This is a genomic window from Streptomyces sp. ISL-36 (assembly GCF_018614205.1).
Classification (GTDB): Bacteria; Actinomycetota; Actinomycetes; order Streptomycetales; family Streptomycetaceae; genus Streptomyces.
Genome location: NZ_JAGGOS010000211.1, coordinates 1 through 12,193 on the forward strand (window position 1 = coordinate 1; position 12,193 = coordinate 12,193).

The window sequence follows — 12,193 nt, forward strand, 5'->3', positions numbered from 1 at the left end:
GTGCGGGCGGCGGCGGTGGCGGAAGGAGGTAGTCCTGTTGTGTCTGCGGCGGTGGCGGTGGCGGAACGGGACCGGACGGGGAGCCGCCCGCGACAGCCGCAGGTGCGGCGGCCGCGGGGGCGGGGCGGGGGCCGGCCGCCTCGTACCCGGTGAACAGGTCGGCGAGCCCTGCCGGAGGCTCGCGCCAGCCGGAAGGCGCGGGCGCGGGCTGACGGCGTCCGATCCGCATCGAGCGGAGCCTGGGCAGGTCGGTGCGGCGCTGAAGGTCGGCGGTGGCCAGGGCGATGCGCACGCCGGTCCAGTCCTCGCCGGTGCGCTGGGCGACCGAGGCGCGCAGCAGCAGACGGCCGGTGCCGTCGCCCTGTCGGTGGGTGAGACGGTAGGTCGGCACCCAGACGGCGCCCGGCACCCCGTGTTCCAGCTCCAGCTCCACCTCGCCGTCAGCGGCGCCGTCGAGGGTCAGTACGGCCGAGACCGTGGTGCGCACATGCGCTGACGGTGCGGCGGTGGACGCGTGGGCCAGTCTGTCCGCGGCGACGCCGAGCTCGTGCGCGGCGCGGCGCAACGCCTCCTCCAGCTCGACGAGGCGGGTGTGCAGCCCGGTCAGCCGCTCGTCGACGAAGTCGGCGAGCTCCAGCCAGGCGTCGGCCGGGGTGCGGCGGTGCGGGTCCTCGGGCTTGCGGGCCGGTGGCACCAGGTGCAGACCCCTGACCTCCTCGATCAGGCCCAGTTGCCGGTCCCGGCGTCCCTGCGCCGCCGCGTACGCGTCGCGCAACCGCTCGACCTCGCGCCGCAAGTCGTCGGGCGTGCCGGTGCCGGTGCCGGTGCCGGTGCTGGCGTCGGTGTCGGGGCCGAGGGGCTGGGCCTCGGCCTCCACCCGGGCCTCGGTGACACGCACCCCGGGGGCGCCCAGCACACGGACCCGCAGCGACCCCGGGTCCAGAGAACGGGGGAGTCCCGTCACCCGCACCCGGCCGTCCGGCGGCACGGTGCCCCGGGCCAGGCGGCGGCAGACGGCGCCCTGCGCGTACACCACGACCGAATCGAGGCCCGACTCCCAGCTCTGTGCTGTCCCGCCCGCCATGTGCTCCCCCCCGCCGCGTTCGTGCTCAGCGAAGCCTACGCCGAGTCGTGCGCGGAGCCGCGTCGAGTCCCGATGTCAGTGGCCCGTCGTACGGTCGGGGCGTGAGCACCTCCGACGAAGTCCGTGAACTCGCCCTCGCCCTGCCGGAGACGACCGAGAGGGAGGCCTGGTCCATGCCCACCTTCCGGGTCGCCGGGAAGATGTTTCTGACCCTGCCCGACGAGGAGACGTCGATGGCCGTCCGCTGCCCGAAGGAGGAGCGCGACGAGCTGGTCCTCGCCGAGCCCGAGAAGTTCTGGGTCGCCGACCACGAGGCCTCCTTCGCCTGGGTGCGGGTGCGCCTGGCCGCCCTCGACGACGCCGACGAGCTCCGTGCGATCGTGGTCGACTCCTGGCGCCAGGCGGCTCCGCCCAGGCTGCTCGACGCCCGCCCCGACCTCGCGCCCCCGGCATAGCGCGGTGGCGGTCACCGCGCGCCGGCCACCAGCCGCCCCGCCGCCGGGCCCATGCGGAGGCAGGACGTGCGCCATTGACTCGGGGACACTCCGTACGCCCTGCGGAAGGCATGGCTGAAGTGGGCGGGGCTGGTGAATCCCCAACGCGCGGCCACCGCGGCGATCGCGAGGTCGGCCGCGGCGGGGCGGGCCAGTTCGGCCCTGCACGCGTCGAGGCGACGGCGGCGGATCCAGCCGCTGACCGTGGTGCCCTGCGTCTGGAAGAGCTTGTGCAGGTAGCGCAGGGAGATGTGGTGCTCGCCGGCGATCATCCGGGGAGCGAGCTCGGGCTCACCGAGACGGCTCTCGATGAAGGCCTTGATCCGGTCCAGCAGCGTCGCCGGGCCTGTCCCGGCCGGTCTTCGCCCCTCCCTGTTCAACAGGTCTTCCGCCAGGGTGGACAGGAGGTCCGCGACCGTGCGGGCGAGTTTTTCGCGTACGTGCGGGGAGGCCGATCCGATCTCCCGCGTCAGCCCGGACAGGAGCGGCAGAAGGAGAGCGGACGGACCGTCGGGAGAGTCGCCGACGGCCGTCGCGGTGATGCGGCGTACCTCTGTGTCGCCCATCCTCACCATCGGACGGGGAACCATCAGGACACGAGCCCGGTGGTGCTCCGGCAGGACAAGGCTGAACGGCCGGCTCGCGTCGTAGAAGGCCAGGTCTCCGGGGTCCAGCCGCGCGGAGCGGCCGTCCTGGAAGAGCAGGGCCGAACCCTCCAGCTGTATGCGGGCGAACACGTACGCGAGGCCGTCCGCTGCCGCGCCCTGCGGGGTCCGAAGGACCTTCACGGGGTCGGACTCCTCGGTCGCGACCTGAAGGGACCCCAGGCGGTCCACGCTGAGCGACCCCCTCCAGCACTCCGGGTCCGTCCGGACGACGGGTTCGAGGCGGACGTAGGCCGTCGACAGGGCCTGCCTCCAGACCGACATCCTTTCCGCCGGCCCGGCCGTGTCGGTGGACAGGACGACGGGCACACCGGCCGTCAGCGTCGCGGTGGAAGGCATGTCAGCGCTCCTCCTCGACGGGGCGCCGGCCCCGCTCGTCATGAAGCCACTCGGTCGGGGACGTGCCGTACTCCCTGCGGAACGCCCGCCCGAAATGGGACGTGCTGGTGAACCCCCAGCGGCGGGCGACGCTTCCCACGCTCACGCTCCGCGCCGCGGCGTCCGTCAGCTCCCTGCGGCACTCCTGCATGCGCAGCGCGCGGACCCAGCGGCTGACCGTCGTGCCCTCCGCCTCGAACAGGCGGTGCACGTACCGCACCGAGATGTGATGAGCCCGTGCGATGGTCTCGGGGCTGAGCTCCGGGTCGGACAGATGCCAGCGGATGTAGCGGTGGATGCGCAGCAGCAGGACCCGGTCCGCGCCGGGCAGCGAGGACGGCTCGTCGCCGAGCTGCTGCGCCGCGGCCGCGGCCAGGAGGTGGACGGCGGTGTCCGCCAGTTGATCGGCGACGGGCTGCGCGTACGACTCGGAGGTGTCCGCCAGGCGGGACATGAAGGGGGAGAGTACGGCCCCGAGCCCCGCCGCCGGACGCAGGGACCGCGCGGTGATCTTGCTCAGGTCCGCGTCCGGCAGACCCAGGAGGTCGCGTGGCACCGCGAAGATCTTCAACTGGAACCGCTGCGGGAACCGTGTCAGGAAGGGGCGGACGGTCTCGAAGAACACGACGTCCCCCGGCCGCATTTCCGTGGACCGGCCGTCCTGCTCGACCTGGGCGAGGCCCCTGGTGAGTACGGCGGCGAACACGTCCCTGCCGTCGCCCCGGGCGATGAATCGAGGAGACCGGTGGACCACTCCGGGATCGCACTCGACGGTGCTGAGCTGGAGGTCGCCGATGTGGTCCACACGCATCGTCCCGACGTAGGTCCCGCCCTCCGCCGAGATGTCCATCCCCACGAGCGTCGCGAGGACGGCGTCGTGCCAGAAGTCCAGGCTCTCGCTGAGCGGCACGGTGCTCGTGCACCACACCTGACCTCGGCGTCGCCTCATGGCGGAGTCCCGGCCGAGGCCGTCGTCCCCTGGGAGTGAACCGAAATCTGTTGACATACCCGCCACTGTGCCTGCGCACGGCGGACAGACGCATCAGTCGGCCGACTGGTCCCGTCCACGTGCCCCCGCGGCGGCGCCTAGGGCCCGCAACTCAGCTGTCGGCGCAGGAAAGCACCGCCCAGCAGCACGGCCGCCCGTGTCGGCGGACTGTCGCGCAGCGCGGTCAGCGACACGAAGTCGTGGACCGTACCGAGGAAACGCGCCGCGGTCACGGCGACTCCCGCACGACGCAGCTGTTCCGCGTACCGCTCTCCCTCGTCGCGCGCCACATCGGCCTCGGCCGTGATCACCAGCGCCGGGGGCAGCCCGGCCAGCTCCGCCACGGTCGCACGCGACGGAGACACGGTCGGCTCGTGCAGCTGCCCGGGGCGTTCGACGTACTGCTCCCAGTACGCCCGCAGGGCCTCCCGGCTGAGCAGATACCCCGTGGCGAACTCCCGTTGGGACGGGGTGTCGCAGCGGGCGTCGGTGAGCGGGTAGTACAGCAGCTGGGCCCGGATGCTCGGGCCGTTGCGCCGCTTCGCCAGCAGAGTGAGCGCCGCGACCATGGTGGCGCCGGCGCAGTCCCCGCCGACCGCCAGCCGGTCGGCGTCGAGCCCGAGCTCCTCGGCCTGCCCGGCCGCCCAGCTCAACAGGGCGTAGCACTCCTCGAGGGCCACGGGATGGCGGGCCTCGGGGGCGCGGCTGTACTCGGGGAAGACGGCGGCCACGCCCGCGCCGCGCACGAACTCGCTGACGAGCAGGGCGTGGGTCTGCGCGTCTCCCAGCATCCAGCGGCCGCCGTGGACGTAGAGCATGGCGGGAAGAGGGCCCCGCACACCGGCCGGCCGGAAGACCCAGAACCCCACCAGCCCCGAGGGGCCCACGGGTGCCACATGGAACGTGGCGTCCATCTCGAAGTCCTCGACCCGGTGGACCTGGGACTCCCGCAACGCCTGCCGACCGTCGACCGGTCCGAGCTCATGCAGAAAGGGCGGTGCCGTGGAGGCGTCGACGAGCCGCCGCACCCGTGGATCGAGGACCACGGCCGAGGGAGGCTGTCCGCCTCCCTCCCCCTCGGGGTCGGACCGCATCACGTTCGCCTCTCGCTCGGCCCTCTGAGATCTGGTCATCGCACGCTACCCGTCGTGCAGGAGGTCCCGTAGTTGATGACGACTGCTGATACCGAGCTTGGGATACACGTTGTAGAGGTGCGAACCCACGGTACGTGGCGAGAGGAAGAGCCGTTCGCCGATCTCGCGATTCGACAGGCCGTTCGCCGCAAGCCGCGCGATCTGCTGCTGCTGTGCGGTCAGGTCGGCCAGACGGTCGGCCGGTGCGGGGGCGCCGGCCACCCCGCTCGCACGCAGTTCGCCGCGGGCCGACGCGGCGAGGCGCCGGGCGTCGAGCCGGGACGCCTCCTCCAGCACCGCCGTCAGCTGTACGCGGGCTTCCAGGGGCCTTCTGCGCCTGCGCAGCCAGATCGCGTAGTGCAGACGGGTCTCGGCCCGTTCGAGCGGCCACGTGGCCGCCTCCGTATTGACCAGGGCCAGCCGGAAGTGGTGTTCGGGGTCGGCATCCTCCTCGACGAGGGCCGCGGCATGGTGCATGAGGAGCGTCACCCGGGTCGTCGGCCGGTCGCCCTGGCTCTCCCGTACCCGCCTGAGGACGCCCGCCGCCTCCTCCTGCCGGCCGACGCGCTGGGCGGCGGCGGCCAGTTCGGCGACGGAGCGCGGCGAAAGGAACGGATCGAGGGCCGATCCGTCCTGCCCGAACAGAGCCCGCAAGTGCCGGAAGGCACCCTCCGCGTCCCCGACGACCATCGCGGCCAGTCCGCGGGCCCGCAGCATGCGGGCATGAGTGGCCCGGTTCTCGTCCAGGCTGACGGAGCGCCAGTGGGGCCCGGTGAACAGGGTGCCGGGCGTCGTCTCGCCGGACAGAGCCCGCAGGATCACCGCCAGGGCTTCGAGATCCATCGCGAGTCGGGGCAACCGGTGGACGACGGCATCGGCGCGGCCCTCCTCGATCAACGCCTCGGCCTCCGACCACCGCCCCAGGCCGATGAGCGTCTCCACATGGGCGGCGAGCGTCCAGACACGTGGGCCCAGCGTCCCCTCCGTGCCACGCAGCGCGCCCGCCTGCCGGAACCGCTCCGCGCACAGCTCCGACTCGTCGACGTGGTACGCGACCGAGGCGGTGGCCAGCAGGCGGGTCAGCCGGCCCGGACCGTCGAGGGGGCGGGAGACCGGGGCGGTCAACCGTCGGAGTGCGCTGCCGGCCTGCGCGGCCGGAGCGATTTCCGCCGACACGAAGGACTCGAGGGACGCGAGGACCTCCCGCTCCGCGAGTTCGGGAAAGCCGTCCTCGTGCGCGCAGCGGTCCTGCTGGACCTTCGCCACCCGTACGGCATGGTCGCGCAGCTCCGGCAACCAGCGCCGGTGCTCGGGCAGCCCGGACTGCCGGGCGATCCCCGTGGCGATCGCGGCCAGCGCGAAGGAGGTCGTGGCCCTCGCCGGGGGCGTGTGCCGCCATGCGTCGAGCAGGAGGTCGAACGCCTCGCGCTGGAACGAAAGCAGCGACAGCGCTCCGCTCATGGCACAGACCGCGACGCCCAGCAGTTCCGGGTCGCGGTTCACCCGGGTGAACCGTCCGTACAGGTCGCGTACCCATGCGGGGTCCCCGAAGTCGCTCGCGGCGGTCAGAGCCCTGGCGAGACGGCGGGCCCGGTCCTGCTCGCCGTCGCTGAAGCGCGCGGCTTCTTCCCACGCCTTGGCCGCACCGAAGCAGTCTCCCGCCCGGTGGGCCGCGGCGGCGGCCTCCTCCAAGGCCGTGGCCACCGACTCGTCGGGGCCGATGGCCGCCGCGGCCAGATGCCAGGCGCGAGGGGCGGGGAGCCGGCCTCTCGCGGCGGCGAGATCCCGGTGGGCCTGCTGCCGCGCCTTCGCGGCGTGCCGGTCGTACGCCGCCGTGCGCATCAGGGGGTTGCGGAACGCGAGACGGCCGTCGGCGATGGTGATCAGGCCGGCTTCCTCCGCAGGGGCCCACACCGTGAGGTCGTGGGCGCCCAGAGCGGCCATGACGGTCGTGAGCTCGTCCTCCCGTAAAGCGGCAGCGGCGTACAGCAGGGCGCGTCGAGTCGCTCCGGGCAGCGCGTCCAGCCGTGCGGCGAACATCTGCTGGATCCGCGAGGTCCGCCGCGGCGCCGTGTCTCCCGGTGCCGACCCGGTTCCGCCGTGCGCCGCCCGGCTCAGTTCGACGATCGCCAGTGGGTTTCCCTCCGCCTGCCGGAGCAGGTCCAGCCTGGCCCGTCCGACGGGTGCACCGGGCTGCGCGTCCAGGAGGCGGGCCGAGGCCCGGCGGGACAGCGGGCCGAGCGGGAGAACGGGGAAATCCGCGGGGACTCCGGCCGGGGGTGCCTCGCCGCGTGCGGTGAACAACACCGTCACGGCCTGGTCCGTCAGGCGCCGTGTCACGGAGAAGAGGACGTCCATGGAGTCACGGTCGCAGTCCTGGATGTCGTCCACGGCCAGCAGGACCGGGCTCGTCCGCGCGAGACGCCCCAGCAGGGTCAGGACGGCGGCGCGCAGCGCCGTGCCGTCCAGGGGGCCGGTGCCCGCCGCCGGGCCCAGGGCGGTGCGCAGCGCGAGCCGCTCGTCCGCCGGAAGCGTGTCGAGCTCGCCGAGCACCGGGAGGAGCAGCTGATGCAGGGACGCGAACGGCTGGGGCTCCTCGGAGTCCCAGCCGTGCGCCCAGAGGACCCGGGCACGGCGTTGTACGGCCTCGTCCTCCGCAAGCCGAAGCAGCTGGGTCTTGCCGGTGCCGGCCTCCCCGAGCACGAGCAGGGCCTGGGGGAGGCCACCGCGTACGTCGCCGGCGCGTACGTCGCCGCCATGGTGTACGTCGAGGGACCTCAGGATCCGGTCGACCTCCGCCTGCCGGCCGATCGGTGGAGTGGGGCGGGGCCCGGGCCCCGTAGGGCTGTGCTCGCCGCCTGTGAACACCGCGTCCCTCACGTCGCGTACCGTCATCGTGCTCCGATCGCCCACACCACGGACGAGATCGCCGTGGCCACGCTGATGTGCTGGGCGGCAGGTCGGCGGCGTACGCGTGAGCGTTCGCATGAACCGTGGAGCCGCTGTCCTGCCCCCGTGCTTCGATGCTGGCAGGCCGCCGGCAGGGCGCGCTTCTGTCATGTGACCAGTCATGCGCGCGGCGGGCCTGGCAGGATGCCATCAGAGCGATGAGCAGGCATTTCACTGCCACACCGGTTCGCCGGGCGGATGGTTGAACGGTTGGACGGACAAGGGAGAGCATGGACCTCGGTACGGCGCAGGCGCACACGCCGGTGATCCTCGGCAGGGATCGTGAACTGGCGCGGATCGCACAGCTGATCGACGCCGCGGACGGCAGCGGCCCGAAGGTGCTCGTGCTGGCCGGCGAGCCGGGAGCGGGGAAGAGCACGCTGGTCGAGCGGGCGGCCGCGCAGGCCGAGGCGCGCGGACTGCGCGTCCTGCGCGTACGGGGCAGCGAAGGCGAGCACGACCTCGCTTTCGCGGGGGTGCACCAGCTGCTGCACCCGGTCCTGCACGACGTCGAGCGGCTTCCTTCCCGGCAGCGCGACGCCCTGCGACGTACTTTCGGTACGGACCGGGCCGGTACGGGCGAGGCGGGTGCGGACGAGGGCGGGACGGGCGAGGCGGGTACGGACCGGGCCGGTACGGGCGAGGCGGGTGCGGACGAGGGCGGGACGGGCGAGGCGGGTACGGACCGGGCCGGTACCGGCGAGGCGGGTGCGGACGAGCCCGGCGGTACGGGCGCCACCGCCACGGAGGACGCCGACGGTACGGGCGCCACCGCCGCGGACGGGCCCCAGGCGCCGGACCCCCTGCTCACCAGGGTCGGCGTGTTGACGCTGCTCTCGGACGCGGCGACGGAACGGCCGCTGCTGATCGCCGTCGACGACGCCCAGTGGCTGGACGTCTGCTCCCTGGGCGTGCTCGCCTTCGTGGCCCGCCGCCTTGAAGGCGAACGAGTCGCCGTGCTGCTCGCCGCGCGCGACGAAGCGGTGCCGGAGCGCTTCGACCGGGACTTCCCGCAACTCACGGTGGGCCCCCTGGAGCGCGGCGCGGCCGGGCTCCTGCTGGACGCGCAGCCGCAGCCACCACGGGGACGGGCCCGCTCCCGGATCCTTCAGCAGGCGGCCGGAAACCCGCTGGCCCTCATCGAACTCGCGCGGGCCTTCGCCAAGGACCCGGACAGCCAGGGAACCGGCTCGATCGACCCGCTGCCGCTCACCGCCCGGCTGGAACGCCTGTTCGCCGCCGATCTGCCCACCCTGCCGCCCGCCACGCGACGAGCCCTGCTCCTGGCGGCATCGGCCGGCACCGCCCGGCTCTCCGACATCCTCCGGGCCGCCCCGGACCTGGACGAACCGCACGTCTGGCGGCCCGCGGAGCAGGCGGGGCTGATACGTGTGGAGAGCGGCCACGTGCGTCTGCGCCATCCCCTGGTCCGCTCCGCGATCTTCCAGGCCGCCACCTTCGGCGAACGCCGCGAGGCCCACCTGGCTCTCGCCGCAGCGCTCGCACACGAACCCGACCGTCGCGCCTGGCATCTCGCCGCGGCGGCGCTCGGCCCGGACGAACAGGTCGCCGACGCCTTGGAGGAGAGCGCGGAACGCTCGCGGCGTCGCGGCGGATACGCGGCCGCGGCCGGTGCGCTGGAACGCGCCGCGGAACTCACCCCGGAGCCGGAACAGCACGCCGGGCGCCTGCTCGCCGCAGCCGCGTCGGCCATGTACGCCGGCTATCCGCAGTGGGTCGGCGAGATCGCGGCCCGCGTCGAGTCCCTGACGGATGATCCCCGGCTCCTCGCCGAGGCCTCCCTGCGCGGCGGCTGGTCCCTGGCCGTGACCCTCCGGCACGAGGACTCCCTGGCCTTCCTGCTGCCCGTGGCGGAGTCCATGGCCACCCGGGCGCCCGCCCTTGCCCTGGACGCGCTGGGAACGGCATCCACCCCGGCGTACAACTCCGGCGACTCCTTCTACCGAACCGAACTCCAGCGCATCGACAGCCTCGTCGAACCGCTGCCGGACAGGCCCGACCGCCTCTGGATGCGGGCGGTGGCCCGCCCGTTCGAGGACCGGGAGGAGGCCCTGAAGACTCTGACCCACGCGGTGGACACGCTGCGGGACGCCTCGCTGTCCGACCTTGTCGTTCTCGGCGCCACCGCCTGGATCCTGGACGAGACCGACCTGGCCGTGCGCCTCCTCGGCCAGGCCATGGACCATCTGCGGCGATCCACGACGGCCGGCGCCAACGCCACCGCCGCTCAGGCCCTCGCCCTCGCCCTGTTCGAGAGCGGAGCCTGGACGGCGGCGCAGTCCGCCGCCGAGGACGCCTACTGGATGGCGACGGACGCGGGCGCGGACAACGTCAGCGTCGGATCACCGATCCTCCAGGCCACGCTGCGCGCCGCCCGCGGGGACCACGCGGGCGCGCGTGCGCAGGCCGGGGACGCCGTCCGCGGCATCGACCTGCACACGTCCCGCAGCCTGTACGTACGTCACTGCCACGCCCTCGGCATGGCAGCCCTCGCGCAGGGCGACCACCCGACGGCGTACGCGCAGTTCCGACGCGCCTTCACCCGCGACTTCCGCCCCGCGCCCGTGCACTACCACGCCTCGCTCTACTACCTCGCCGATCTGGCCGCCGCCGCCGTCCGTGCCGGCCATGCGGACGACGCCCGCGCCGTGCTCCGCGCCGCCGAGGGAACCTTGGACACCACCCGCTCCGCCCGGCTGGACGCGATCGTGCACCGCGCCTGGGCCCTGCTCAGCGAAGCCGACGACGCGGAGGCCCATTTCCGGGCGGCGGTCGCCGACCCGGCCAACGCCCGATGGCCCTTCGAGTACGCCCTGGCACACCTGGACTTCGGAGAGTGGCTGCGGCGGCGCCGAAGGGCCGCGGAGGCACGCCCCCTGCTCGCCACCGCCCTCGAATTCTTCGAACGGCTCGACGCACGCCCCTGGATCGAGCGCACCGTCGCCGAACTCCGCGCGTCGGGCGTGTCCGTGGCGGATTCCGGGACGCCGGACGCCGTGGCCGACCTGACGCCGCAGGAGCTGCAGATCGCCCAACTGGCCGCGGAGGGCCTGACCAACCGGGACATCGGCGCCCGGCTCTACCTCTCTCCCCGCACCATCGGCTTCCACCTCCACAAGATCTTCCCCAAGCTCGGCATCACCGGCCGCGCCCAACTACGCGATGTCCTCGGCTGACACGCGGTCCCGCCGGGGTCGTCATCCACCACGTCGGTGGGCCGGTGTCGCCACCCCTGTCCTCAGTGTCCTCAGTCGAGGAATTCCCCGTCGCGGGCCACGACGACTCCGCCATGCACGACCATGTCCCGCCGGGGCATGTCCACGACGACCTGCGGCAGGCACTCGCCCCGTACGAGGACGAAGTCGGCCGGGGCGCCGGGCTCGAGGTCCGCGTGGGCGAGGCCCATGACGTCCGCGCCCCCGTGGGCGGCGACGCGGTAGCAGTTCGTCAGCTCCTCGTCGAGGCGTACGTCCGTCACCCACCCGAGCAGATGCGCGCGGTGCAGCATGTCGGCGTTGCCGAACGGACTCCAGGAGTCGCGTACACCGTCGGAGCCGAGCCCGACCCGTACCCCGTGCTCACGCAGTCGGGCGATCGGCAGCACCAGGGAGTCCGACGGCGCCACCGTGGTGAGGGCGATGTCCTGGTCACCCAGCTCGGCGGCGAGTGAGCCGAGTTCGGAGTCCGTCAGGCCCGGCAGGCAGAAGACGTGGCTGACGGTGACCTTGCCGGTGAGGGACAGGGCGCGGGTGCGGTCGATGATGCCGCGCATCGCCCTGATTCCCTTCTCGCCGCGGTCGTGCAGGTGGATGTCCAAGCCGATGCCGTGACGGTCCGCGATGCCGAAGACGAGGTCGAGCTGCTCGTCCAGGGCCTGGTCGAAACCGATCGGGTCGATGCCGCCGATCATGTCGATGGCGCCCGTGCGTGCCGCCTCCTCCAGCAGCTCCGCCGTGCCCGGCGTCCGGACGACGCCGTGCTGCGGGAAGGCCACGATCTGGACGTCGAGGGCGTGGCGCAGTCGCTCGCGGGCGTCCGCCACGCCCTCGACGCCGGCCAGGCCGTAGGCCGGGGCCACGTCGGCGTGGGCGCGCATCGCCCGCGTGCCGCGGGTGACGGCGTGGGCCATGAGGCCGTACGCCCGCTCCGCGACGGGGCGGCGCTGGCTGCGGAACAGCTCCACGTCCTGGGCGACGTAGTCGGCGATGCCGCTCGCCGGCCGCCGCGACACCCAGGAGCCGCCCCAGGTCGTCTTGTCCGGGTGGATGTGCGCGTCCACGAGGGACGGGAGCGCGATCCGGCCGCCGGCGTCGACGACCTTCGCGCCGCGGGGCGCCGGGCCGTCCGCGACGCGGCCGTTGACGACCACGAGATCCGTGGCCTTCGCCGCGCCGAACGGGCGTACGTCGCGGAAGACCACGGCCCTGTTCTCGCGGCGCTCCGCGGCGGCGCCGGTCGCGCCGGTCGCGGCGGTCCCGGCG

The 12,193-nt window shown here is 73.6% G+C and carries 8 protein-coding genes; 2 read left to right on the top strand and 6 right to left on the bottom strand.

Annotated elements, in window-relative coordinates; all coding sequences use genetic code 11:
• Positions 1-1,084: DUF4139 domain-containing protein (locus J7E93_RS36350; protein ID WP_215074314.1), on the bottom strand; the 1,084-nt coding region annotated here is incomplete at its 3' end.
• A 101-nt stretch (positions 1,085-1,185) separates the two neighbouring features.
• On the opposite strand from J7E93_RS36350, the gene J7E93_RS36355 reads away from it, so the two are divergent.
• The gene (locus J7E93_RS36355) at positions 1,186-1,539 is read left to right on the top strand and encodes an MmcQ/YjbR family DNA-binding protein (RefSeq protein ID WP_215074315.1); all 354 of its coding nucleotides are present in this window, start codon (positions 1,186-1,188) and stop codon (positions 1,537-1,539) included.
• 11 nt (positions 1,540-1,550) lie between these two features.
• Here J7E93_RS36355 and J7E93_RS36360 read toward each other — a convergent pair whose 3' ends face one another.
• The 4 genes from J7E93_RS36360 to J7E93_RS36375 form a co-directional block, all read right to left on the bottom strand.
• A complete protein-coding gene (locus tag J7E93_RS36360; RefSeq protein WP_215074316.1) occupies positions 1,551-2,582 on the bottom strand; it encodes a helix-turn-helix domain-containing protein in 1,032 nt (343 codons plus the stop codon).
• Position 2,583: 1 nt separating this feature from the next.
• Positions 2,584-3,570: a helix-turn-helix domain-containing protein gene (locus tag J7E93_RS36365; RefSeq protein ID WP_251067584.1), complete on the bottom strand. Its 987-nt coding sequence runs from the start codon at positions 3,568-3,570 to the stop codon at positions 2,584-2,586.
• 137 nt (positions 3,571-3,707) lie between these two features.
• Positions 3,708-4,742, bottom strand: a complete 1,035-nt coding sequence (locus J7E93_RS36370) for an alpha/beta hydrolase (RefSeq protein ID WP_308368927.1) — start codon at positions 4,740-4,742, stop codon at positions 3,708-3,710.
• A gap of 6 nt (positions 4,743-4,748) precedes the next feature.
• Positions 4,749-7,622, bottom strand: a complete 2,874-nt coding sequence (locus J7E93_RS36375; protein WP_308368929.1) for an AAA family ATPase — start codon at positions 7,620-7,622, stop codon at positions 4,749-4,751.
• Between the two features lie 299 nt (positions 7,623-7,921).
• Here J7E93_RS36375 and J7E93_RS36380 point away from each other — a divergent pair, with 299 nt between their 5' ends.
• Complete coding sequence (locus J7E93_RS36380; RefSeq protein WP_215074319.1) at positions 7,922-10,888, top strand: AAA family ATPase; 2,967 nt, start codon at positions 7,922-7,924, stop codon at positions 10,886-10,888.
• A 71-nt stretch (positions 10,889-10,959) separates the two neighbouring features.
• On the opposite strand, the gene J7E93_RS36385 is transcribed toward J7E93_RS36380, so the two are convergent.
• The coding region (locus J7E93_RS36385; RefSeq protein WP_215074320.1) for an amidohydrolase family protein at positions 10,960-12,193 on the bottom strand (1,234 nt) is incomplete at its 5' end.

What these genes read in the sequence shown, in the direction of transcription:
- J7E93_RS36360 (WP_215074316.1), bottom strand. Translation starts at nt 2,582, where the DNA reads ATGCCTTCCACCGCGACGCTGACGGCCGGTGTGCCCGTCGTCCTGTCC.
- J7E93_RS36370 (WP_308368927.1), bottom strand. Translation starts at nt 4,742, where the DNA reads ATGACCAGATCTCAGAGGGCCGAGCGAGAGGCGAACGTGATGCGGTCC.
- J7E93_RS36380 (WP_215074319.1), top strand. Translation starts at nt 7,922, where the DNA reads ATGGACCTCGGTACGGCGCAGGCGCACACGCCGGTGATCCTCGGCAGG.
- J7E93_RS36365 (WP_251067584.1), bottom strand. Translation starts at nt 3,570, where the DNA reads ATGAGGCGACGCCGAGGTCAGGTGTGGTGCACGAGCACCGTGCCGCTC.